Annotated in this window: 16 protein-coding genes and 1 pseudogene; 15 read left to right on the top strand and 2 right to left on the bottom strand. The window is 43.9% G+C overall.

The genetic code is table 11. The features are described 5' to 3' along the window. Window positions 1–16: 16 nt before the first annotated feature. The 5 genes from araA to rpiB all read left to right on the top strand — a co-directional run bounded on the left by araA (window position 17) and on the right by rpiB (window position 7,543). Complete coding sequence (gene araA / locus M1B78_RS03915) at window positions 17–1,525, top strand: L-arabinose isomerase (RefSeq protein WP_176468153.1); 1,509 nt, start codon at window positions 17–19, stop codon at window positions 1,523–1,525. Window positions 1,526–1,649: 124 nt separating this feature from the next. Continuing rightward, the gene (locus tag M1B78_RS03910) at window positions 1,650–3,248 is read left to right on the top strand and encodes a xylulokinase (protein ID WP_257930809.1); all 1,599 of its coding nucleotides are present in this window, start codon (window positions 1,650–1,652) and stop codon (window positions 3,246–3,248) included. 24 nt (window positions 3,249–3,272) lie between these two features. Next, on the top strand, window positions 3,273–4,817 hold the full coding sequence (locus M1B78_RS03905) for an alpha-N-arabinofuranosidase (RefSeq protein ID WP_257939948.1): 1,545 nt from the start codon (window positions 3,273–3,275) through the stop codon (window positions 4,815–4,817). A 190-nt stretch (window positions 4,818–5,007) separates the two neighbouring features. Then, complete coding sequence (locus M1B78_RS03900) at window positions 5,008–7,017, top strand: transketolase family protein (RefSeq protein ID WP_176468156.1); 2,010 nt, start codon at window positions 5,008–5,010, stop codon at window positions 7,015–7,017. 91 nt (window positions 7,018–7,108) lie between these two features. Continuing rightward, entirely contained in the window at window positions 7,109–7,543 is a 435-nt protein-coding gene (rpiB, locus tag M1B78_RS03895; protein ID WP_136009269.1) for a ribose 5-phosphate isomerase B, read from the top strand. A 416-nt stretch (window positions 7,544–7,959) separates the two neighbouring features. On the opposite strand, the gene M1B78_RS03890 is transcribed toward rpiB, so the two are convergent. Continuing rightward, window positions 7,960–10,617 carry a leucine-rich repeat protein gene (locus tag M1B78_RS03890; protein ID WP_257939947.1) on the bottom strand — a complete coding sequence of 886 codons (2,658 nt, stop codon included), beginning with the start codon at window positions 10,615–10,617 and terminating at the stop codon, window positions 7,960–7,962. 67 nt (window positions 10,618–10,684) lie between these two features. Continuing rightward, a complete protein-coding gene (locus M1B78_RS03885; RefSeq protein WP_257939946.1) occupies window positions 10,685–12,412 on the bottom strand; it encodes a helix-turn-helix domain-containing protein in 1,728 nt (575 codons plus the stop codon). A 178-nt stretch (window positions 12,413–12,590) separates the two neighbouring features. On the opposite strand from M1B78_RS03885, the gene M1B78_RS03880 reads away from it, so the two are divergent. The 10 genes and pseudogenes from M1B78_RS03880 to M1B78_RS03835 all read left to right on the top strand — a co-directional run bounded on the left by M1B78_RS03880 (window position 12,591) and on the right by M1B78_RS03835 (window position 24,532). After that, the gene (locus tag M1B78_RS03880; RefSeq protein ID WP_136009272.1) at window positions 12,591–12,866 is read left to right on the top strand and encodes a tetratricopeptide repeat protein; all 276 of its coding nucleotides are present in this window, start codon (window positions 12,591–12,593) and stop codon (window positions 12,864–12,866) included. A 16-nt stretch (window positions 12,867–12,882) separates the two neighbouring features. After that, a complete protein-coding gene (locus M1B78_RS03875) occupies window positions 12,883–13,110 on the top strand; it encodes a 4Fe-4S dicluster domain-containing protein (RefSeq protein ID WP_136009273.1) in 228 nt (75 codons plus the stop codon). 19 nt (window positions 13,111–13,129) lie between these two features. Beyond that, window positions 13,130–14,215 (top strand): 3-methyl-2-oxobutanoate dehydrogenase subunit VorB, encoded by a 1,086-nt coding sequence (locus M1B78_RS03870; RefSeq protein WP_257939945.1) that lies wholly within the window; start codon window positions 13,130–13,132, stop codon window positions 14,213–14,215. After that, entirely contained in the window at window positions 14,212–14,385 is a 174-nt protein-coding gene (locus M1B78_RS03865; RefSeq protein ID WP_257939944.1) for a hypothetical protein, read from the top strand. Before M1B78_RS03870 ends, M1B78_RS03865 begins: the two co-directional genes overlap by 4 nt. A gap of 12 nt (window positions 14,386–14,397) precedes the next feature. Then, on the top strand, window positions 14,398–15,159 hold the full coding sequence (locus tag M1B78_RS03860) for a thiamine pyrophosphate-dependent enzyme (protein ID WP_136009276.1): 762 nt from the start codon (window positions 14,398–14,400) through the stop codon (window positions 15,157–15,159). A 22-nt stretch (window positions 15,160–15,181) separates the two neighbouring features. Next, entirely contained in the window at window positions 15,182–15,727 is a 546-nt protein-coding gene (locus tag M1B78_RS03855) for a 2-oxoacid:acceptor oxidoreductase family protein (RefSeq protein WP_257939943.1), read from the top strand. Between the two features lie 151 nt (window positions 15,728–15,878). Next, complete coding sequence (locus tag M1B78_RS03850) at window positions 15,879–16,754, top strand: formylglycine-generating enzyme family protein (RefSeq protein ID WP_257939942.1); 876 nt, start codon at window positions 15,879–15,881, stop codon at window positions 16,752–16,754. 115 nt (window positions 16,755–16,869) lie between these two features. Further along, window positions 16,870–21,765 carry a DEAD/DEAH box helicase gene (locus M1B78_RS03845; protein ID WP_257930800.1) on the top strand — a complete coding sequence of 1,632 codons (4,896 nt, stop codon included), beginning with the start codon at window positions 16,870–16,872 and terminating at the stop codon, window positions 21,763–21,765. A 1,262-nt stretch (window positions 21,766–23,027) separates the two neighbouring features. Beyond that, a pseudogene (locus tag M1B78_RS18845) lies at window positions 23,028–23,102 on the top strand (SEC-C metal-binding domain-containing protein); the annotation flags it as partial. Between the two features lie 50 nt (window positions 23,103–23,152). Then, the gene (locus tag M1B78_RS03835; protein ID WP_257930798.1) at window positions 23,153–24,532 is read left to right on the top strand and encodes an RNA-binding domain-containing protein; all 1,380 of its coding nucleotides are present in this window, start codon (window positions 23,153–23,155) and stop codon (window positions 24,530–24,532) included. Window positions 24,533–24,897 lie beyond the last annotated feature (365 nt).

Raw genomic sequence — 24,897 nt, 5'->3', positions numbered from 1 at the left:
TATAAAAATAAATTATATGAACGCATTTGAACAATATGAAGTATGGTTCGTAACCGGAGCACAGCTTTTATACGGAGGTGACGCAGTTATCGCAGTAGACGCACATAGTAATGAAATGGTGAAAGGCCTGAATGATTCCGGAAAACTGCCCGTAAAGGTAGTATATAAAGGTACGGTCAATTCATCCAAAGAAGTAACCGCTGCCTTCAAGGCTGCCAACAACGACGAAAAGTGTATCGGAGTCATCACCTGGATGCACACTTTCTCTCCTGCAAAAATGTGGATTCACGGTTTGCAGGAACTGAAGAAGCCGTTACTACACTTCCATACACAGTTCAACAAGGAGATTCCTTGGGAGACGATGGACATGGATTTCATGAACCTGAACCAATCGGCTCACGGTGACCGCGAATTCGGACACATCGTGACACGTATGCGAAAGAACCGCAAAGTGGTAGTAGGCCACTGGCAGGACGAAAAAGCACAAAACCAGATTGCTGCATGGATGCGTGTAGCTGCCGCATGGGCTGATGCACAAGATATGCTCATCATCCGCTTCGGCGACCAGATGAATAACGTGGCTGTGACGGACGGTGATAAGGTCAGCGCCGAACAAGTATTGGGCTATCATGTGGACTACTATCCCATCAATGATGTAATGACATACTACAACGCGGTCAGCGACGAAGACGTGGAGGCGCTCGTAACAGAATACTTTAAGCTCTACGACCACGCTCCCGAACTGGAAGACACACGTACGGAAGCCTATGCCAAGGTATGGAACTCAGCCAAGGCTGAAATAGCCATTCGCCGCGTGCTGAAAGATACGGACGCCAAAGGCTTCACCACCAACTTCAACGATTTGGGTGACTTTGACCAAATCCCCGGACTGGCCTCACAGCGACTGATGGCGGAAGGTTACGGCTTCGGTGCCGAAGGCGACTGGAAAACCGCAGCACTGTACCGTACCACTTGGGTGATGAGTCAAGGCATGCCGAAGGGGTGCTCCTTCCTCGAAGACTATACGCTGAACTTTGACGGAGAAAAGAGCGCCATCCTGCAGGCACACATGCTGGAAGTCTGCCCACTGATTGCCGAACAGAAGCCGAAACTGGAAGTACACCGTCTGAGCATCGGTATCGACAGCGAAACAGCCCGCCTGGTATTTACCAGCAAACAAGGTGAAGGTGTAGCCGCCACCATTGTAGATTTGGGAAACCGTTTCCGCCTCATTGTGAACAAAGTAGAATGCGTCAAGAGCAAGCCTCTGCCCAAGTTGCCCGTTGCCAGCGCACTGTGGATTCCGATGCCCAACCTCGAAGTTGGCGCCGCAGCCTGGATTCTGGCCGGAGGTACACATCATACCAGCTTCTCCTACGACCTGACGGTGGAGTATTGGGAAGACTTTGCCGAAATGGCCGGCATCGAAATGGTGGTCATTGATGAAAATACCACCATCAGCGAATTCAAAAAAGAACTGCGCATGAATGAAGTCTACTATATGCTGAACAAGGCACTTTGCTGATAATCATTACGGATTACCGATTGCGAATTCCTAATTACACGCACCACAAACGTAACTAGCAATTTGCAATCAGTAATTCGTAGTTTATAATCGTACTATAAATCCATAATTCATCATTAATACCATGAAATTAGATGCAAAATCAACCATTGAAACAGGTAAGGCCATCCTTGGCATAGAACTCGGTTCCACACGAATCAAGGCGGTTTTGATAGACCAGGAAAACAAACCCATCGCCCAAGGAAGCCACACTTGGGAGAATCAGTTAGTCGACGGACTGTGGACATATAGCGTCGAAGCAGTCTGGTATGGATTGCAGGATTGCTACGCAAACCTCCGTACTAATGTAAAGAGCCTTTACGATACAGAGATAGAAACCCTGGCAGCCATCGGTGTCAGTGCCATGATGCACGGCTATATGGCATTCAACGAAAAAGAAGAAATCCTTGTGCCCTTCCGTACCTGGAGAAATACTAATACCGGCCAGGCTGCCGCAGCCCTATCCGAACTATTCATCTATAACATCCCTCTGCGTTGGAGCATTTCCCACCTCTACCAAGCCATTCTGGATAATGAAGAGCACGTTCCATCCATCAATTACCTGACCACCCTTGCAGGGTTTGTCCACTGGCAAATAACCGGCCAAAAGGTACTGGGTATAGGCGATGCCTCCGGTATGCTTCCCATCGATTCTATCACCAAAGACTATTCTTCTGAAATGGTGGATAAGTTCGACAAACTTATTGCTCCGAAAGGATACGACTGGAAGCTTCGAGATATTCTTCCGAAGGTATTGTCGGCCGGTGAAAGCGCAGGTTTCCTTACTCCTGAAGGAGCCAGCCGTCTTGACGTATCAGGACATCTGAAAGCAGGAATTCCCATTTGTCCGCCCGAAGGTGACGCTGGCACCGGCATGGTTGCCACCAACGCTGTAAAGCAGCGTACCGGAAACGTATCGGCAGGCACTTCCTCTTTCTCAATGATTGTATTGGAGAAAGAATTGTCCAAACCCTACGAAATGATTGACATGGTAACCACCCCCGATGGAAGCCTCGTAGCTATGGTACATTGCAACAACTGTACTTCCGACCTCAATGTCTGGATTAATATTTTCAAAGAATATCAGGAACTGATGGGTATTCCCGTAGATATGGACGAGATTTACGGAAAACTTTATAACCACGCCTTGACAGGCAATGCAGACTGCGGAGGGCTCATCTCTTACAACTACATATCAGGCGAACCTATAACGGGACTGGCAGACGGACGCCCACTGTTTGTACGTTCGGCAAACGACAAGTTCAACCTTGCCAACTTCATACGCACCCATCTGTATGCTTCAGTGGGAGTCCTCAAAATCGGCAACGACATCCTTTTCAATGAAGAAAAGATTAAAGTAGACAGAATCACCGCTCATGGAGGACTATTCAAAACCAAAGGAGTAGGCCAGAGAATACTGGCAGCTGCCATCAACTCCCCCATTTCCGTTATGGAAACAGCCGGCGAAGGTGGTGCCTGGGGAATCGCCCTCCTCGCTTCCTACCTTGTAAACAATGGAAAATGCCAATCCCTTGCCGACTTTCTGGATAAGGATGTATTCACTGGAGATGCCGGTATAGAAATCTCACCGACAGCCGAAGATGTAAGCGGATTCAACACCTACATCGAAAGATATAAAGCAGGATTACCCATCGAAGAAGCATCAGTAAGATTCAAGAACTAAGTATTTAATAACACTAAAGATCCTATGAACACAAAGTTATTTATCAGTAGCATATTTCTCTCTGCTTCGTTGTCACTCTTCGCACAGAAAAGTACCACTATCACTTTACACACAGACCAGAGCGAGCAAATCATTCCCAAAGAAATCTACGGCCAGTTTGCAGAACATTTGGGAACTTGCATCTATGGCGGACTTTGGGTAGGCGAAAATTCCGATATTCCCAATATCAACGGTTATCGCACCGACGTGTTCAATGCACTGAAAGAGCTCCGCGTACCTGTCCTTCGCTGGCCGGGCGGCTGCTTTGCCGACGAATACCATTGGATGGACGGTATCGGCCCTAAAGAAAACCGTCCCAAAATGGTGAACAACAACTGGGGAGGCACTATCGAAGACAACAGTTTCGGAACCCATGAGTTCCTCAATCTCTGCGAAATGCTGGGTTGTGAGCCCTATATCAGCGGAAACGTAGGTAGTGGTACCGTAGAAGAACTTGCCAAATGGGTAGAATACATGACCTCCGAAGGAGACTCCCCCATGGCACGCCTGCGCCGCCAAAACGGTCGCGATAAGGCCTGGAAAGTGAAATACCTCGGTGTAGGAAACGAAAGCTGGGGTTGCGGTGGAAGCATGCGTCCCGAATATTATGCCGACCTCTACCGCCGCTATTCCACCTACTGCCGCAACTATGACGGCAATAGCCTCTTCAAGATAGCCAGCGGTGCCAGCGACTACGACTATAACTGGACTAAAGTACTGATGGACTGCGTAGGCGGCCGTATGCACGGTCTTTCCTTGCACTACTATACCGTCAGCGGATGGAACGGCAGCAAAGGTGCCGCCACCCAATTCAGCAAAGACGACTATTACTGGACATTGGGTAAATGCCGCGAAATAGAAGATGTCATCAAGAAGCATTGCACCATTATGGATGAATACGACCCTCAAAAGAACGTGGCTCTTATGCTTGACGAATGGGGAACCTGGTGGGACACTGAACCGGGTACCAATCCCGGACATCTGTACCAGCAGAATACATTGCGTGATGCTTTTGTCGCCTCCCTCAGCTTCGACATTTTCCATAAATATACCGACCGTCTGAAAATGGCAAACATAGCCCAAATCGTCAATGTATTGCAATCCATGATTCTGACCAGCGGAAAAGACATGGTGCTCACTCCCACTTATTATGTATTCAAAATGTACAATGTACACCAAGATGCCACCTACATTCCTCTTGAGCTGAACTGCGACATGATGGATGTACGCGGCAACCGCAGAATACCTATGATCAGCGCTACCGCCTCCAAAGACCAAAACGGCAAGATACACATTTCCATATCCAACGTAGATGCGGACAATGCACAAGAAGTGACCATCAATTTGTCCGGAACGAAAGCCAAGAAAGCAGTTGGTGAAATATTGACTTCCGACAACCTGACGGACTACAATTCATTTGAAAATCCCGACAATGTGAAACCTGTTCCGTTCAAAGAGGTAAAAATCAATAAAGATATTCTCAAGATTAAACTTCCGGCCAAATCAATCGTTACTATTGAGTTACAGTAAAACTACCGTGCGCTTCACAAAATCAGCTAAATACGTTTAGTATCATTTTAACTGCAAAAAGGCAGTAATACTGATAAAAAAGGCACTCTGCGAGTGTTGTGAATTACGCATAAAGAGTTATCTTTGCCCTTGGAAAACCTACAAGGACAAAATAACCCGTTGATAATATTCAAAATTAATTAGATTCAATATGAACGACAACAAACTTATGAACCGTGCGGCAGACAATATCCGTATCCTTGCTGCATCCATGGTTGAGAAGGCCAACTCCGGACACCCAGGCGGTGCCATGGGTGGTGCTGACTTTGTAAATGTACTCTTCTCAGAGTTCCTAGTATATGATCCTGAAAATCCGGCATGGGAAGGTCGTGACCGTTTTTTCCTCGATCCGGGACACATGTCACCGATGCTTTACTCTACATTGGCTCTGGCCGGCAAGTTCACCCTGGACGAACTGAAAGAGTTCCGCCAATGGGGAAGCCCCACTCCGGGACATCCCGAACGTGACATCATGCGCGGTATTGAAAACACTTCCGGTCCGTTGGGGCAAGGTCACACATTTGCAGTCGGTGCAGCCATTGCAGCCAAGTTCATGAAGGCACGTTTCGAAGAAGTAATGCCACAGACCATCTACGCTTATATTTCTGACGGTGGCATTCAGGAAGAGATTTCCCAAGGCTCGGGCCGCATCGCCGGGGCATTGGGGCTGGACAATCTTATCATGTTCTATGATGCCAACGACATTCAACTTTCTACCGAAACAAAGGACGTAACCATCGAAGATACCGGCAAGAAATACGAAGCTTGGGGCTGGAAAGTCATCAAAATCAATGGTAACGATTCCGATGCCATCCGCGGTGCACTGAACGAAGCCAAAGCAGAGAAAGAGCGTCCGACGCTGATTATCGGCCATACCATAATGGGCAAGGGTGCCCGCAAGGAAGACGGCAGCAGCTACGAGGCCAATTGTGCCACTCACGGTGCTCCTCTGGGCGGCGACGCTTATGTAAACACTATCAAGAATTTGGGTGGTGACCCGACAAATCCGTTTGTCATCTTCCCCGAAGTGGCCGAGCTATATGCCAAGCGTGCAGCTGAGCTGAAGAAAATCATGGCTGAAAAGTATGCAGCCAAAGCCGCATGGACAAAGGCTAACCCGGAAAAGGCAGCCAAACTGGAAATGTTTTTCTCCGGTAAAGTTCCCGAAGTGAATTGGTCCGCCATCGAACAGAAAGCAGGCGTTGCCACGCGTGCAGCATCCGCTACTGTACTCGGTGCTCTCGCCACTCAAGTAGAAAATATGATTGTTGCTTCCGCTGACCTTTCCAATTCCGACAAGACAGACGGATTCCTCAAGAAAACACATGCCTTCAAGAAAAATGACTTCAGCGGTGCATTCTTCCAGGCTGGTGTTGCCGAGCTGACTATGGCTTGCTGCTGTATCGGTATGGCACTGCACGGTGGTGTAATTCCCGCTTGCGGAACATTCTTCGTATTCTCCGATTACATGAAACCTGCTATACGTATGGCAGCCTTGATGGAAGTTCCCGTGAAGTTCATCTGGACACACGATGCCTTCCGTGTAGGTGAAGACGGTCCTACCCACGAACCGGTAGAACAAGAAGTCCAAATCCGCTTGATGGAAAAACTAAAAAACCACAAGGGACACAATTCGATGTTAGTACTCCGCCCGGCAGATGCAGAAGAAACAACTATGGCATGGAAACTGGCAATGGAAAACACCACGACCCCAACCGGTTTGATTTTCTCCCGCCAGAATATCGCCAACCTGCCCGAAGGCAATGATTACGAACAAGCTGCCAAAGGCGCTTATATCGTAGCCGGATCCGATGAAAATCCGAATGTAATCCTCGTTGCTTCAGGCTCGGAAGTTGCCACATTGGTAGCCGGCGCTGAATTACTGCGCAAGGATGGCGTCAAGGTGCGTATCGTGTCCGTTCCTTCAGAAGGTCTGTTCCGCAGCCAGGCTCCGGGATATCAAGAAAGCATTATCCCGTGTGGCACCAAGGTATTCGGCTTGACAGCCGGTCTGCCCGTCACACTGCAAGGGCTGGTAGGTCCGCGCGGTAAAGTATGGGGATTGGAATCATTTGGATTCTCTGCACCTTATAAAGTGCTGGACGAAAAGCTTGGTTTCACAGCCGAGAACGTTTACAAGCAAGTAAAAACAATGTTATAATCATTAACCGATGTGCTGATGTGCTGGTTGCCTGCGCCCCACAAGCTGCAGGCATCAGCACATTGGCGTATTAATATATTAACTGACTATTATGAAAACAATAGGAATCTGTTCCGACCATGCAGGCTTCGAATTGAAGGAATATGTCCGCGGCTGGTTGGAAGCCAAAGGCTGGGCTTACAAGGACTTCGGGACTTACTCTACCGAGAGTTGCGACTATCCCGACTTTGCACATCCGCTGGCACTGGCCGTTGAAACCGGAGAGTGTTATCCGGGAATTGCCATCTGCGGAAGCGGCGAAGGCATCAGTATGACGCTGAACAAACACCAAGGCATCCGCGCCGCTCTCTGCTGGAAGCCCGAGATAGCCCGTCTGGCACGCCAACACAACAATGCCAACGTGCTTGTCATGCCGGGACGTTTCATCTCTACGGAAGAAGCCGACAAAATTATGAGGGAATTCTTTCAAACGGATTTCGAAGGTGGACGCCATCAAAAGCGAATTGACAAGATACCTGTCAAATAACCACGCTTTGGAGTTATAAAAATACATTAAGATAACTATGTGCCATCTTTAGATATGGAACAACATGGATGATTCCATTCCAAAAGCACTAACTATAAGAGGTATGTCAAACTCTAACAAGATATACCATTCTGCCATGCAGAATGTAATGAAGCATCTCCTCTCCTACTCACAACAAGGATAGATTAACTTCATTTAAATCAATAATAATGATGAATTTTTAGTTTTGACATACACTCTTATAGTTAATGCTCATTCGATATAACTCACGTGAATAACAACTGTTCTCATAAAAGAAAACGTTGTTCAGCTTGAAGTAACCGTTTTCTTTATAAATAGATATCATATAGAATAAGGTTTAAGGGCACTGTAAATCTGTGTACCTGTATTTTATTCTATATAAGCTCTAATATATATCACATCTTTTCAATAATCTTCTTGAATCTATTATACTGAAAATCTCCTGAGTGCCGTTTCCACTCTTGATTGTCCCCCACAAGAGTCTTGGTTACAACGATTTCTCCATAGCCTAATGATAGTTCAATATGGGAAGTATCTACCGATTCGAACAAACAGGCACCGACAGAATCCAGCCCGGGATGGTCGACCGCTGTACATAACTCGACACACAAAAGCCCGGAACACTCACTAAACACTCGTGAGCCCAGCTTTTTTACGGCAGGTAATATAACATTTTCAAGTGAAGTACACTTCCAGAAGACATGAGTATCACATGTTTCCGCTTTCGGCAAAACTATTGTCGCAAGTGAAGCACATCCCGCGAATGCCATATTCTCAACAGATACAGCCTCTGGCAGGTCTACCGTTTCCAACAGTGTACAATTCCTAAAAACATATCCACCTATTGTTGTAACCTTGGGCAAGCTGGCCTCCCGAAGAGATTGACAAAGTGAAAAAAGACCAGTCTCCAATGATGTAACTTTACTCAACGACACAACAGTAAGTCCCGTGCAGCCCTCAAAAACATTCACACCGGTAAATGTTTCCAACTTTGGGAATAACACATCTGACAAAGATACCAGCGACGTACAGTTTTTAAATCCACATTCACCTATTGCCTTCACCTCCGGAAAGACAATGTCGACCAGAGCACTGCAATCGCAAAATGTGTAACGTTTTATTTCAGTAATACCGGGAAGAAAAACACTCTCAAGCGATGAACACTCGATAAATGCAGATTCTTCAACGGTTGTGACCGAGGAGGATGCAAACTTCTTCAAACTAATACAACTGTAAAATGCACTCTTGCCAATCGTTTTCAGAGCAGGCATATCGATTTCCTCCAAAGCCGCACAATTATTGAATGCCAATTCTCCAATAGCAACTACTTTGGGTGCCGAAATTTTCATAAGAGATGTGTCAGGCTCATCCCAACGGTGGTTCAAAGCCTTGTCCGGTATTGAAACAGCACTATTAAGAGTCAATTCTTGCAGTCCTTTCAGTTGTCCCACAATATAGTCATAGTCATCTCTATTCAATGTACCGTCCACAACAAGCGTTCGTATTATTTCCGGAGTGACACCGGACAATCGTTTTTCAACAGCCGCCTGCAATCCACCTTCAGCCACTGTTTCCTTTAAAACTAAATCCATTCTACCGCATCTGACAGGACGTGAAGAAGTAATCTCCCTTCCTCTATTATCAATAACTGTAACACGAACAATAGCGCATGAACCTACAACTGCCGCCGAAATAGGAGTGATTATTATCGCTGCATCATTGTTATAGGTTCCATTGGTAAATGTCGGCTTGATTATTTCAATCTCCCAGCCCGATGAACCTGCACGAGTGACAATACCCCCGGGAGTTATGACATCAGCAATGATGGCAGAAAAAAAGCCTTCTTTTAATCCCGAAGAGAAATTAACTGCGATAGTCGTTTTCTGATTGATTTCCATCACTTCATTATTCTCCGAGACATCACCGATTGAAAACGAAATATCCGATTGTTTAGGTAATGTAATCTTAGTCTTTCCATCGGCAAGAGTTAGCACAACATAATCTGCATTCGAGTTATCTATATCCTTGAACATACTATCACCCTGATTTCCGGTTGCTTTTACGCCCGTCGAAGTGTAGGTTTTTCCTCCGTCAATGGAAATCTCCCATTCGTTGGTATTATCATTAATACGGACTTGCGGCGCTACCGCATCCAGTCCCTTATCTCCTTGTGCTTTTACACCAGTATCAGTAGTGCCAATCCACCAATTGCCATTATCACCGATGTAAGGGCTTAAACCGGAAACGCCCTGCTCCCCTTGTGCTTTTACACCAGTGTCAGTAGTACCAATCCACCAATTGCCGTTATCACCGATGTAAGGGCTTAAACCGGAAACGCCCTGCTCTCCTTGTGCTTTTACACCAGTATCAGTAGTACCAACCCACCAATTGCCGTTATCACCGATGTAAGGGTTCAGGCCGTTATTTCCGTCAACACCATCTTCACCATCAGCACCATCTTCACCATCAGCACCATCTTCACCATCAGCACCATCTTCACCATCAGCGCCATCTTCACCATCAACCCCGTCTTTACCATTATTCCCGGTGGCGCGTACCATATCACCATCCGCATCAGTCAACCAATCCGTATTTCCATCCTGCGTTTGAACAGTCCAATAATAAAAACCATCAGAATACTTGGCTACACCTATTATAGGGGTATAACCGTCAATACCATCTTCACCGTCAATACCATCCTTTCCATTCCGGATAATGATGTTTCCACCTTTGTAAAATGTAATCCTATAACCATCCTCAAGAGTCTCCACCCCGGTTACATAATCTTTGTTTTCCAAAGCTGTTATTAATCCTTTCAACGAAATAATTTCACTGTTAACGGTTGAGCACCATTCTTCAAGTTTTGTAACTCTGTCTTCCACCTTATCCAGACGGTCCTTGATTTCACTGTCATCATATTGATCACTACATGATGAAATGGAAAATAAGCTCCATCCAGTTAACACGACAATACTTAAAAATCCGAATACATTTTTCATAAACTCTTCAATTGTTGTTTTTTCTTTTTGGAACAAAAATACAGAAACCGGCATTCAGTTCCTTTTCCTATGCGCAATTCTTCATTTACTATACGCAAACCTCTGCTTAACAACAAAAAAACTATTTCGAACCCACCAGCTTTCGATATTCACCAGGAGTAATGTCATAATAATTACGATAATATTTCGTGAAAGTACTTTGCGACTGAAACCCACATGCCATCCCTATTTCTTCCAAAGACATTTCGGTATGTTGATCCAACAAACGACGCGCACGCTTCACACGCATTTCTGCTACAAACAATGACACACTTTTTCCTTGCGTACAGGTAGAAATGGCTTCTGCCACATACGTACGGTTTGTATTCAGTAACGCAGCCAGCTCATCACGCCCCAACCTAGGACGCGACAGTACTTTTTCATCAGACAGCAACATTTGTATCTGTCTGAAAAGTTGCTTTTCGCGCGACACCTCCCCGCCCTTAGGCAACACTGTTTCCACAAAAGTACATGCTTCCATAGCACGCTCTTCCGCCTCTTCCTGGCTACGTATACGCTCCACCAATTCCCGGTTCTTCCGGCGCAAGCGGTAAAAATGCACCATCAACAAGAGACAAATAAGAAATATCATCACACTTACCACAGCTATGCACACAACCAGTACACAAGCTTTCTTATGCTCAGCTTGTACCACTCTTTTCTCCTGCTCCAACTCGTTCAAACGGAAAAGTTTCGTAATACGCTCAAGCCGCAAATTAGAATCTGTCATTTGTGAACTGTCTACTGCAAGGGCATATAAATGGAAATACTCGGCAGCCTCCGCAGACAAGTTTTCCAAGCGCTTCACTTCGGCCAATGTACGGCAATACCGTGCTATCCTAGAGTGGTTATTTTGCTGCAAACTATAATCGACCAGCATCTTCAGAATCCTGTCTGCTTCAGAATAGTTACCTACCAACCGTTCATAACGAGCCAATGTATATTGCAGCTCTTCTTGCTGCGAAGCATCCGCATATACCTTATTATAATAGAGCATACTGTCTCGCTGGACAGCAGCAGCCTTCGCATCCTTCATATTGATGAAGATCTTCAGACGATACATAGCCTGCTGCACACGGAGTACCGGATTGACGGCAATGCCTTTCTTCTGCTCCCACGAACGGATATGACAAGGCAATGAATCGCTCAAGGCCAAAGCACCCGCCCAATCATTACGCACCAGCAGAATAGAAATCAAATTAAATCCGCAACGTGCCACCTTGCCCGGTACATCCAAATCAGCAAAACACCCCATGGCACATCGGTAATGGCGTTCTGCCTCGTCAAGCTGCCCGTTATTCAAATAACACTGCGCAAAATAAAAATGAGAAATAGCCATGCCCATAGGGTGATTGTGCCGCTGAGCATAGGCCGACATTTCCCGCAACGAAAGAACCGCCTCCACATAATCTCCCCACTTCAACAAACAATCCGGCAACCGTCCCCAAGTCTCGTATAGCAAAGAATCCTCATCCATTTCCTGATAATAACGCACCAGCCTATCACACGCTTGCCGATACTCCTCCTTCTCTTTCCTCACTTCATAATATGAAAGCAAGGCCACCCTGAAGACGTAATCGAAATGAGCGTTTCGTATAGCCTCTGCCCGTTGCAACCCACACTGTCTCAACTCCAGAAAAACAGAAGACCTGATGCTGTCATACATCTGCATGGATAAGGCATAGAGAGTACTGTCGCCAAAATAGCCACCTTGATTGGCAGACAAACGACCGGCCACCAAAGAGACGACAACCATAAAAAAAACAATTTTATACTTACGCATTACTTCCGCCTTCCCAAACAGTTTCATTCCACTTCATTGTTTCCAAATGCCGCACATATCGGCTATACACATTGATTATACAGAACAAAAGTAACCAATTAGAGATAAATAGCACACTTTTTCCTGCAAAATTCAACCCTAAGATATGCTTTGTCTTCAAATAAAAACTATCTTTGTGGTTCAGTAACCCGGATATTGTTTAAATATGGAACGATTGAATACCATAAAAGAGCTTATTAACCAGGGAAAGGTGGAGCAAGCCATTCAGCAGCTTGACGAAATACTGCAAACAGACTTTTCTGGCAAAGACGAAGCTTACTACCTGCGGGGAAATGCCTATCGGAAACAAGGCAACTGGCAACAAGCACTGAACAATTATCAGTATGCCATCGACCTGAACCCCGAAAGCCCGGCAAAACATGCCCATCAAATGGCTATGGACATCCTGAACTTCTACAACAAGGATATGTACAATCAATAAATAAAGAACGTAAATTATGGCAAAAATCAAAGGAGCAATCGTAGTAGACACCGAACGTTGCAAAGGCTGCAACTTGTGTGTGGTAGCGTGTCCGCTCAACGTAATAGCCCTCACCAAGGAGGTGAATGTGAAAGGGTATAACTATGCCCAACAGATATTGGAAGATACCTGCAACGGCTGCGCCTCGTGCGCCACAGTATGTCCGGACGGATGTATCTCTGTATATAAAACAAAAGTAGAATAAACCTGTAAATCAGCAGAATATGGCAGAAGAAGTTGTATTAATGAAAGGAAACGAAGCCATTGCCCACGCAGCTATCCGTTGCGGTGCAGACGGTTACTTCGGATATCCCATTACTCCGCAATCGGAAGTATTGGAAACTCTTGCCGAACTGAAACCCTGGGAAACGACCGGCATGGTGGTTCTTCAGGCAGAAAGTGAAGTGGCAGCTATCAATATGGTGTACGGCGGTGCCGGAAGTGGAAAAATGGTCATGACCTCCTCCTCCAGCCCCGGTGTCAGCCTGAAGCAGGAAGGCATCTCTTATCTGGCAGGTGCCGAGCTGCCTTGCTTGATTGTAAACGTTATGCGCGGCGGTCCCGGTCTGGGAACTATCCAACCGAGCCAGGCCGACTATTTCCAGACAGTAAAAGGAGGCGGTCACGGTGACTATCGTCTGATTGCCCTTGCTCCGGCTTCCGTACAGGAAATGGCAGATTTTGTAGGACTGGCATGCGAACTTGCCTTCAAATACCGTAACCCTGCAATCATCCTTGCCGACGGTGTCATCGGCCAGATGATGGAAAAAGTAGTGCTTCCGGCACAAAAGCCACGCCGCACCGATGCGGAAGTCATCGAACAATGCCCATGGGCCACTACCGGCAGAACCAACGGACGCAAGCCCAACATCATCACCTCGTTAGAACTGAAACCGGAAGAAATGGAAAAAAACAACATCCGCTTCCAAAACAAATACAAGCAGATTGAAGAGAATGAGGTTCGCTTCGAGGAAATTCATTGCGATGATGCCGACTACCTGATTGTAGCCTTCGGTTCCATGGCACGCATCGGGCAGAAAGCAATGGAACTGGCACGCGAAGAAGGAATCAAGGTAGGTATGCTCCGCCCCATCACGTTGTGGCCATTCCCAACCAAAGCCATTGCCGCATATGCCGACAAGGTGAAAGGCATGCTTGTTACAGAATTAAATGCCGGACAGATGGTGGAAGATGTCCGCCTGGCCGTGAACGGTAAAGTGAAAGTGGAACATTTCGGACGCCTCGGCGGCATTGTTCCCGATCCGGATGAGATAGTAGATGCATTGAAAGAAAAACTGATTAAGAAATGAATCCTGATAAAATAAGAAACGTACTGAACATTCTCTTCATGATACTTGCCCTAGCAGCTATCATTGTATATTTTGCCGCCAAAGATGACTTCCAACTGTTCATCTACGTCTGCGGTGCAGCAATATTCGTCAAGCTGATGGAGTTTTTCATACGGTTCACCAACAGATAAGGAGAAGTGATTATGACAAAAGAAGATATTATAAAGCCCGAGAATCTGGTTGCCAAAAAACCGACTCTGATGAACGATAATCCCATGCACTACTGCCCGGGATGCAGCCACGGCGTAGTTCATAAACTCGTAGCCGAGGTTATCGAAGAAATGGGACTGGAAGACAAAGCAATAGGCATCTCCCCCGTAGGATGTGCCGTGTTCATCTATAATTATATAGACATCGACTGGCAGGAAGCCGCCCACGGACGCGCACCCGCACTTGCCACTGCCATCAAGCGCCTTTGGCCGGACCGTCTGGTGTTCACTTACCAAGGAGACGGCGACTTGGCTTGTATCGGTACTGCCGAGACCATCCACGCCTTGAACCGCGGCGAAAACATCACCATCATCTTCATCAACAATGCCATCTATGGTATGACCGGGGGACAAATGGCTCCCACTACCCTTGTAGGCATGAAGACGGCGACCAGCCCTTATGGACGCGACGTGCATCTGCACGGCTATCCGCTGAAAATGGCCGATATTGCCGCACAACTGGAAGGAACCGCTTATGTGACACGCCAAAGCGTACAGTCTGTTCCCGCCATCCGCAAAGCGAAAAAGGCTATCCGCAAAGCATTCGAGAACTCTATGGCAGGCAAAGGCTCCAACCTTGTGGAAATCGTTTCCACCTGCAACTCCGGCTGGAAAATGTCTCCTGCGAAATCCAATGAATGGATGGTGGAGAACATGTTCCCCTTCTATCCGCTGGGCGACCTGAAAGATAAATAATCATGCTAAAGACAGAAGAACAATGAAAGAAGAAATCATTATAGCAGGCTTCGGTGGGCAAGGTGTATTGTCCATGGGAAAGATTCTGGCATATTCCGGACTAATGGAAGGCAAAGAAGTAACTTGGATGCCGGCTTACGGACCGGAACAGCGCGGTGGCACAGCAAACGTGACCGTTATTGTAAGTGATGAGAAAATCTCCTCACCCATCCTCAGCAAGTACGATGCCGCCATCATCCTGAACCAGCCGTCATTGGAGAAGTTCGAGGGCAAAGTGAAGCCCGGCGGCATACTCATCTACGACGGCTACGGCATCATCCATCCGCCTACGCGCAAGGACATCCACGTCTATCGCATCGACGCCATGGATGCCGCCAACGAAATGAACAACGCCAAAGCGTTCAACATGATTGTACTGGGCGGATTGCTGAAACTGAAACCGATGGTCGCACTGGAAAGCGTGCTCAAGGGATTGAAGAAGACACTTCCCGAACGCCACCACCACCTCATCCCGATGAACGAGGAGGCCATCAAAAAAGGAATGGAACTGATAGAAGAGGTGAAATAAAAACACAGATGTAACGTAAACGCATTTGCAGTTTTCCTATAAGGCACGGACAAACACGGGAATCATGCGGGCGGCATGGTATGATGTATTGTCCGTGCCTTATTTTTTAGAAGAGAACTAAACTTGTCGACAGCCCAAAATAGAGATACGTATGCGAAAAAACATTTTAAGTACCAACAGGATAAATTACCTGGTATGGAGCCTTGCACTAAGTTGCTTGCTGGCATGTTCCCCTGATAAATCCAATCAAGAACCTGTTCCTACCTTGACCTTTACCGTGAACGGTGAGAGTTTTGAAATGGTACTGGTGGAAGGAGGCACCTTCCAGATGGGAGGGACAAGAGAACAGGGAAGCGATTGCGAAGACAATGAGAAGCCCGTGCACGAAGAAGAAGTGGATTCTTTCTACATAGGAAAATATGAAGTGACACAAAGGCTGTGGAATGCAGTAATAGGCAGTGAGCACAACAGCTCTTTCAACGCCGGATGCGACGATTGCCCCGTAGAATCCGTCAGTTGGGAAGATGCCCAGGCATTCATCACCAAACTGAGTATTCTTACAAAGAGCCCTTTCCGCTTGCCCACCGAGAAGGAGTGGGAATATGCAGCCCGTGGCGGCAAGCGAAGCCAAGGGTATAAATATAGCGGAAGCCACAACATAGGCGAAGTGGCTTGGTACATAGACAACTATCAGACAAATCCATGCGGAGAGGAAGGAACTACGCATCCGGTCGGCATGAAGAAACCCAATGAATTAGGGATATACGACATGAGCGGCAATGTATGGGAATGGTGCGAAGATTTATATACCAAAGAATATGAGCATAACGGAAAATCCGTCCATTCGGGATGGCCGTTCAAGGGGACACACCTCTATTTCCGCCGGGTGCTGCGCGGCGGAAGTTGGGGCGGAACGGCGAAAGGATGCCGAGTGTCGTACATTGATTATGACATGGGGAGCTATAAAGATGAATATGGCGGCTTCCGGATAGCGCTTGATGGAAGACGGGAAGAAGGTGCTGAATGAGAAGAGGATTTCTCTTCTCATTTTCTTTTTATAAAATATCGTTTTATATCTTTGCAAACAAATAGATGGCATAAAAACATGGATATAAAAGAACTGATAAATAACAATCAATAGAATGACAAGTTTCTCCCAAATACTACATAAATTCCGGAAAGAATCTCTTTCGGAAAAAGACAAAGGTTTTCGTTTTGAACGACTGATGCAAGCCTATCTCAAAACTACTTCTCTCTATGAAAGTTTGTTTGAAACAACCTGGCTTTGGTCTGAATTTCCATACAAAGAACAATTCGGAGGAAAAGATATAGGAATAGATTTAGTAGCCCAAACTTTCACTGGTGATTATTGGGCTATCCAATGCAAATGTTTTGCAGAAGGCAATTACATTAACAAAGCTGATGTGGATTCTTTTCTTTCCACTTCAAGTAAAACATTTGAAGTAAATGGAGAAACTATCGGTTTTGCTCAACGCCTTTGGATTTCAACAACCAACAAATGGAATAGTGTTGCCGAACTGACTATTAAAAACCAAATGCCCAAGGTCGCTCGTCTAAACTTAATAGACCTTGAAACTGATGATGTCGATTGGGAACAACTTGAAAAAGGACTGTATGGTAGAGCTTTGCGCCCCAAACCTTTTGACATCAAAGAGCATCAACAAAAAGCTATTAACAAGACCCACGAATACTTGAAAATACACGAACGGGGAAAATTAATCATGGCTTGCGGTACAGGAAAGACTTTCACTTCACTTAAAATAGCAGAGAAAGAAACCAACAATAACGGACTTGTCCTTTTTCTCGTTCCTTCGATTGCCTTATTGGGACAGACGTTGCGTTCTTGGTCAGGGCAGGCTTCTGTTCCTATCCATGCAGTCTGTATCTGTTCCGATGGACAAGTGTCCCGGCAAGAAATTAAGAACGATGACAATACGACAAGTGTACTTGATTTGGCTTTACCGGCTTCTACCAATACGGATTTCATCGTTCGCCAATTAGACAGCATTCGCCAAAAGAAACGGCAAGGCATGACGGTTGTTTTCTCTACCTACCAATCTATTGAAGTTATATCAAGGGCGCAAGCCAAAATACTGGCATATACAAACAATGAATACGGAATATTTGACTTGATTATATGCGACGAAGCCCACCGTACCACCGGAGTAACCTTGAAAGGAACCGATGAAAGTGCTTTCGTCAAAGTGCATGACAATGACTTTATCCAAGCAAAACGCCGCATTTATATGACAGCTACTCCTCGCCTATATACAGATGAAGCCCGGAAAAAAGCGGATGAGAACAATGCTATCCTCTGTTCTATGGATGACGCCTCACTCTATGGCGATGAAATTTACCGTATCGGATTTGGCGAAGCTGTAGAAAAACACTTATTGACAGACTACAAGGTATTGATTCTTGCCGTAGGCGATAAAGATATTACACCAGCTTTGCGCAATGTTATCACCAATGAAGACGGAACGATTACGGTGGATGATGCTTCTAAATTTGTCGGTTGTATCAATGCCCTTTCCAAACGAGTATTGGGAGATGAAGGATTGATTAAGGCTACTGACCCATTACCGATGCGCCGTGCCGTCACATTCTGTACAACCATCAAAGACTCAAAACTTACATCCAAAGTATTCACAGACTGCAAGGATGCCTATATGGAAGACGTTAGCGAAGTTGATAAAAAACAGATGGTAGATGTCATCGCCCATCATGTAGACGGTACTATGTCTGCCACCCAACGGGATGCGGAATTGATGTGGTTGAAAGCCCAACCGGAGAATGAAATGGAGTGCCGGATGCTGACCAATGCCCGTTGCCTAAGCGAAGGGGTGGATGTGCCTTCATTGGATGCCGTAGTATTTGTTTCACCCAAAAACTCACAAGTAGATGTCGTTCAATCAGTGGGGCGCGTCATGCGGTTGAGTGAAGGAAAAAAGTATGGTTATATCATCATTCCGGTTGTTATCCCAGAAAACGTGGAGGGCGATGAAGTACTTAGCAAACACCCCAATTTCAAAGTAGTATGGACCGTATTGAATGCCTTGCGCGCCCATGACGACCGTTTCAATGCCGAAGTAAACAAGATTGAACTTTCAAAGAAACGTCCCAAGCATATCCTGTTTGGCGGTGTCCCCCACGATGATGACAGCATAGATAATAGTCTGGCTGAAGGAAAAGAACAACGCAAGGAAAGTGCTGCCGAACAAATGGCACAACAACTTTCCCTCCAGTTTGAAGATTTGCAAAATGTGTTTTATGCCAAGATGGTAAAAAAGGTAGGCAGTAAACGTTACTGGGAATTGTGGGCAAGGGACATTGCCCAAATTGCAGAAGAGCACATTAAACGTATACAAAAATTGATTTCCGACGAAGGCAAGCACAAAAAGGCTTTTGAACAATTGATGAAGGGATTGCGCAAAAACATTAATCCCAATCTTACGGAACAGGAAACCATCGAAATGCTTTCGCAGCATATTATTGCCATGCCCGTATTTGAGGCTTTGTTTGGAAATTATGAATTTGTAGGAAGCAATGCCATATCCAAATCCATGCAAAAGATGTTGGCTTTACTGGACGATGAAGCCAAAACGGAAGAAGAGCATGAACGGTTACAAAAGTTCTACGACTATGTGCGTACTACGATAGGCGATATTACCGATGCCGAAGGTCGCCAACGGTTGATAGTGGAACTATATGATAAATTCTTCAAAGTCGCTTCGCCTAAAACGGTGGAAAAGTTAGGTATTGTTTATACTCCGGTGGAAGTGGTGGATTTTATCATACATTCCGTAGCCTATATTCTGAACAAAGAGTTTGGACGTACATTGAGCGATGAGAATGTGCATATCCTCGACCCGTTTACAGGTACAGGTACTTTCATCACCCGGTTGCTTCAAAGCGGATTGATACGCAGAGAAGATATTCTACGCAAGTATCATCACGAAATCCATGCCAACGAAATTGTATTGATGGCATACTACATTGCCTCCATCAATATAGAAAATGTATTCCACGATTTGATGCAAGACGAAGAATACAAATCGTTTGAAGGTATCTGCCTTACTGATACATTCCAACTGGGAGAACAAGCCTCTGAAGAAAACCTCTATTCAGAGCAGTTCCCAACAAACTCCAAGCGTGTCATTGAACAAAAGAAGAAACCGATAACCGTCATTATTGGTAATCCTCCCTATTCCGTGGGGCAAAAGTCTGCGAATGATAATGCACAGAATTTAAAATATCCCATATTAGAAAAACGTATTGAAAAAACGTATGCTAATGGCAGTAGTGCAACTTCTGTAAAAGCATTGTATGATAGTTATATTAAAGCATTTCGATGGGCTTCTGACAGAATTAAGCCAAATGAAGGTGGAGTTATCGCATTCGTTTCAAATAGTGGCTGGTTGGATGGGAATGGTATGGATGGTATGCGTAAATGTTTTGAACAAGAATTTTCATCTATTTATGTATTTAATTTACGAGGAAACCAACGTACCAATGGAGAATTGTCTCGTAAAGAAGGAGGAAAAATTTTTGGTTCTGGCTCTCGTACTCCCATAGCTATAACTATATTAGTGAAAAGGGCTAAAAAAACTACTGAAAAAGCCAAGATTTTCTATCATGATATTGGAGATTATTTAAGTCGTGAAGACAAATTGAGAGTCATCAAACAGATGAGGGATGTTAGTAATCCGATTATGGAATGGAAACAACTTACTCCTAATGAACATGGTGATTGGATTAATCACAGGAATAGAATGTTTAAAGATTTCATTCCGATTGACCCGGAAAAGAAATATGCAAAAGGTCAAAAAGCATTTTTTGAAACTTATTCTTTGGGGCTTGCATCTTCAAGAGATGCCTGGGTTTATAATTATGCATTAAAAGCTCTTGAACATAATATGCAACAGTCTATAAGCTTTTATAATCAACAAAGAGAACTTTTTGCTTCAAAACAAATAGCCACAGTTTCTTTTGAAGCTACAAAAATAAGTTGGAATGACAGTTTGATAAAGAATTGTATTAGCAATAAGATACTTCATTTCAGCACAGATAGCATTATAACTGGAACTTATAGGCCTTATCAAAAAATGTATTTATATTTTAACAAAAACTTTATACAACGCCCCTACCAAAACTTACGTCTATTCCCAACTTCTAAACATAAGAACTTAGTAATTTGCGTATCAGGAGTGGGTGCTAGTAAAGATTTCTCTGCATTAATTACAGATTGCATTCCAGATTTGCAGTTACAATTCAATGGACAATGTTTCCCTTTGTATTGGTACGATGACAGCGCATCAGATATAGCTGACTTATTCAATCAAAATTCAACAAATCCGATAGACCGTTATATACGCAAAGACGGAGTAACCGATTGGATTCTTAGTACCGCACGAAAGCAATACGGGTATAAAGTAACAAAAGAGGATATTTTCTATTACGTATATGGCATCCTTCATTCGCCCGACTATCGTACCACCTTTGCCACAGACCTCAAAAAGTCATTGCCTCGTCTGCCCTTGGTAGAAAAAGCTGATGATTTCTGGGCATTCAGCAAAGCCGGTCACAAACTCGCCAAATGGCATCTGAATTATGAAACTATCGAACCCTACAAAAGTTGCATCGTACAATTTGGTGCATACACCAACAAAGGAGAAGCTATCAATTACCGGGTAGAAAAGATGCGTTTCGCTAAAAAAGACAGCAAGACCGCAGACAAGAGCAGCATCCATTATAACGAAAGCATTACCATAGAAGGTATTCCCGCTGAAGCCTACGAGTATATAGTAAACGGAAAGTCTGCCATCGAGTGGATTATGGAACGCTATGCAGTAACAACCGATAGCAAAAGCAGCATTACCAACGACCCTAACGATTGGGCAAAAGAACACGATGATGAAAAATACATCTTTAATCTTTTGCTGCGTGTTATTAATGTGTCGATGAAAACGGTGGAGATAGTGAAAAGATTACCTAAATTAAAGTTTGAAAAGCAGTAATCTCTTATTTATCAATAGGCATAAAATCATTAGCATAACAAATGGAAGAATCAAAAATATTTATCACAAATTATCCTCGGACAAAACAATGTGTTTCCTTTGTTCAAGTAGGAAATGAAAGAAAAACAATTGATATTATATCCGGTTATGATATAAATATAAATAAAAATGAGGTAACTCTTCAAATAGCCCGTGATTTAATAACTGCATTGCTAACTTTTGATAAAATTTATATTGAGGGAAACCATATTGTAGATATTATTCAGGTTTTAGGTAGTGATAATCTCAAACAGTTACTAGGTTTACACCTGCTTTGTTTGATTCCTGATCAAGAGTTAAATCCTGTTATAATGAAACTTGATTCTGAGGAATGGAAGCATGATTTTTTCCCTTATCCACAAGGGCATTGTACAAATGAAAATATGCTAGAATCAGATTTTAAACTTGATAACATTCATAAATGGAGTCATATTGAGAATTGGTTTAATCAAAATGACTTTAAAGGAGTTGAAGCAAATACTATTCTTTATCTTATTGATGAAAATAGTGTCGATATTGATGCAGAAAATATAAAAAAACAAATCAATGAAGAAACAAATATAGATATTTCAAATACAACATTTCTTCATGATTCCAATTTTTATCGCAAACAAAACGATGGAAGATGGGAATACAACCTATTAAGTAGAATTCGTCTACAAGAACTTAATAAAGATGTAATTTTAGCTGCAACATTAAATATAGATAATATAAAAATGGATGCAGCCATTAATGAACTTATGTACCGAAAAACAGCTTCTGCATTTAGTAAAAATATTCATTGTGGAATAGATGAATTAATTAGGATAGAACAACAAAAAGGATTTCCAGACCTTGGAAAGTTATTTGTTGAAAGAATTATTAACCTAGACGATGTTCTAAAACTTAGGAATAATTTTCATAATAATATTTTCAGATATTGGATTCAAAAGAAAGAATATGACGAACAGTTAATACAAAAGGAAGTAATGAATTCTGTGCAAAATATTATCGGCTCAAAATTAACTAATCCTTTAAGATACATTGGAACTAATTTAATTGGGTTATTGGGGTTTGCTTCAGGATTAGCTGTATCAGCTTTTGATAGTTTCGTACTTGATAAAATATTAAAAGGATGGCATCCTAATTTTTTCCTTGATGATGTGCTAAAGAGGAAAATAGATGAATGTATTGAAAAAGAAAACAGGAAAAACCATATAGAAAAAATAAATAAAATATTTCAAAGGATAGGCAGAAATGATCCTTGTCCATGTGGTAGTGGGAAAAAATTCAAAAAGTGCCACGGAAAAGAATTGTGATTATCTAATTTTATATTCAGGAAATGAAATCTGATTATTAAATAAGTATTATGACCACCGAATCCCAAAACATAGAATTCAAAGAATCTTGGCGCGATGAATATCTGAAATGGATATGTGGCTTTGCCAATGCGCAAGGAGGCTCGCTCTATATCGGCATCAAAGACAATGGCGAAGTATGCGGTGTGCAGGATGCCAAGAAATTGATGGAAGACATACCTAATAAGGTACGTGATATGCTCGGTATCTTGGTAGACGTCAATCTGAAAAAAGAGGATGAAAAGAAATATCTTGAAATTGTAATAGAGGCATATCCTTATCCAATTAGTTTTCGCGGTAAATATTACCAGCGGAGCGGTGCTACCAATCAAGAGTTAAAAGGTGCCGCACTCGACCGTTTTATGCTTCGCAAGCAAGGAAAGACATGGGATGGTGTACCTGTTCCTTATTTAAAGGCTGAAGATTTGGACAATGCTACGTTTGATTTGTTCCGCCAATATGCCAAACGAAGTGGACGTATGGAGGATGCAGATTTAAAGGATAATAATCATGGTTTGTTAGAAAAACTTCGGCTTTATGAAGGAGATTATCTGAAACGAGCTGCCTCCTTGTTGTTCCATCCTGACCCAGAACAATACGTGACCGGAGCTTTTGCAAAGGTCGGCTTCTTCCGTGAAGGTATGGATTTGGTATATCAGGACGAGGTTCATGGCAATCTGTTCCAACAAATCAAAAAATTGATGGATTTGCTGTGTACTAAGTATATGAAAGCTATCATCACCTACGAGGGCATTCAACGCATAGAGACATTACCTATGCCAAAGGAAGCTCTACGCGAAGCATTGCTGAATGCTTGTATCAATAAGGATTATGCGGAACCTTCTCCCATTCAAATTCGCGTATACGAGAATAAATTAGAAATAGTAAATGGAGGTGTATTGCCAGATGGTTGGACAGTAGAGACATTGCTGTCCTCACATCGGAGTTTCCCCTATAATCCCGATATTGCCAATACGTTCTTCCGTTCCGGAGAGATTGAAGCATGGGGACGAGGTATAGAACGTATCATGACGGCTTGCATGAACGACGGTTTCTCTACACCGGATTTCCGCTATGACGCTTCAGGTGTATGGACGATATTCAAGTTTGAGTATCCAGAAAGAGTAACTACCCAAGAAACTACCCAAGAAACTACCCAAGAAACTACCCAAGAAAAAGTTTTAAGGAAAACAGTACTCCAAAAAGCCATCATAGAATATCTAAAAGCCCATCCATCTGCCACTCGCAAAGAACTGACAGAAGCTATACCGAACAGTACGGCTGACGGAATTAAATACAACTTAGGGAAACTGCAAAAGGCAGGAATACTAAAACGAATAGGAAGTACCAAATCCGGTTATTGGGAAGTGTTGATAGATATAAAAAAATAAGCAGCAAATTTATGGAACTTTTAAAAAGTACACCTTTTCTGCCTTCACTTCCTTCACCTTTGCCACTTTCTATCCCACCCCTTGGAATGTCCGTCCCAAATTTTGGTTTTTCTATCCCAAGGTTGGGGATAAAATTATCCTTCAATTGTTCCGTTTTTTTTGTATCTATACTTCGGACTTTTTCTATTAATATCCAACATCTTTTTTACATATATCTGCCGGCACTGATTATGGTCAGTGCCGCGTAAATACCCATTCCGCCAACTGGCTGAAAGCATAAACGCTTCCCGCATTCCCTATGCTTCAGCCGCAAGCTTCTATATTTCATCGTAAACAACTAAAAGAGAATAAATTAGGCGACAAGG

Source organism: Bacteroides muris (ex Fokt et al. 2023), assembly GCF_024704895.1.
Lineage (GTDB): Bacteria > Bacteroidota > Bacteroidia > Bacteroidales > Bacteroidaceae > Bacteroides > Bacteroides muris.
Note: the sequence above shows the minus strand (reverse complement) of the source record. Positions and strands in the feature narration are given on the sequence as shown.

Coding starts and splice junctions, on each gene's coding strand:
- M1B78_RS03875 (WP_136009273.1), top strand. CDS start 12,883: ATGGCAAAAATCAAAGGAGCAATCGTAGTAGACACCGAACGTTGCAAA.
- araA (WP_176468153.1), top strand. CDS start 17: ATGAACGCATTTGAACAATATGAAGTATGGTTCGTAACCGGAGCACAG.
- M1B78_RS03845 (WP_257930800.1), top strand. CDS start 16,870: ATGACAAGTTTCTCCCAAATACTACATAAATTCCGGAAAGAATCTCTT.
- M1B78_RS03885 (WP_257939946.1), bottom strand. CDS start 12,412: ATGAAACTGTTTGGGAAGGCGGAAGTAATGCGTAAGTATAAAATTGTT.
- M1B78_RS03880 (WP_136009272.1), top strand. CDS start 12,591: ATGGAACGATTGAATACCATAAAAGAGCTTATTAACCAGGGAAAGGTG.
- M1B78_RS03855 (WP_257939943.1), top strand. CDS start 15,182: ATGAAAGAAGAAATCATTATAGCAGGCTTCGGTGGGCAAGGTGTATTG.
- M1B78_RS03900 (WP_176468156.1), top strand. CDS start 5,008: ATGAACGACAACAAACTTATGAACCGTGCGGCAGACAATATCCGTATC.
- M1B78_RS03890 (WP_257939947.1), bottom strand. CDS start 10,617: ATGCCGGTTTCTGTATTTTTGTTCCAAAAAGAAAAAACAACAATTGAA.
- M1B78_RS03835 (WP_257930798.1), top strand. CDS start 23,153: ATGACCACCGAATCCCAAAACATAGAATTCAAAGAATCTTGGCGCGAT.
- rpiB (WP_136009269.1), top strand. CDS start 7,109: ATGAAAACAATAGGAATCTGTTCCGACCATGCAGGCTTCGAATTGAAG.
- M1B78_RS03850 (WP_257939942.1), top strand. CDS start 15,879: ATGCGAAAAAACATTTTAAGTACCAACAGGATAAATTACCTGGTATGG.
- M1B78_RS03870 (WP_257939945.1), top strand. CDS start 13,130: ATGGCAGAAGAAGTTGTATTAATGAAAGGAAACGAAGCCATTGCCCAC.
- M1B78_RS03905 (WP_257939948.1), top strand. CDS start 3,273: ATGAACACAAAGTTATTTATCAGTAGCATATTTCTCTCTGCTTCGTTG.
- M1B78_RS03865 (WP_257939944.1), top strand. CDS start 14,212: ATGAATCCTGATAAAATAAGAAACGTACTGAACATTCTCTTCATGATA.
- M1B78_RS03910 (WP_257930809.1), top strand. CDS start 1,650: ATGAAATTAGATGCAAAATCAACCATTGAAACAGGTAAGGCCATCCTT.
- M1B78_RS03860 (WP_136009276.1), top strand. CDS start 14,398: ATGACAAAAGAAGATATTATAAAGCCCGAGAATCTGGTTGCCAAAAAA.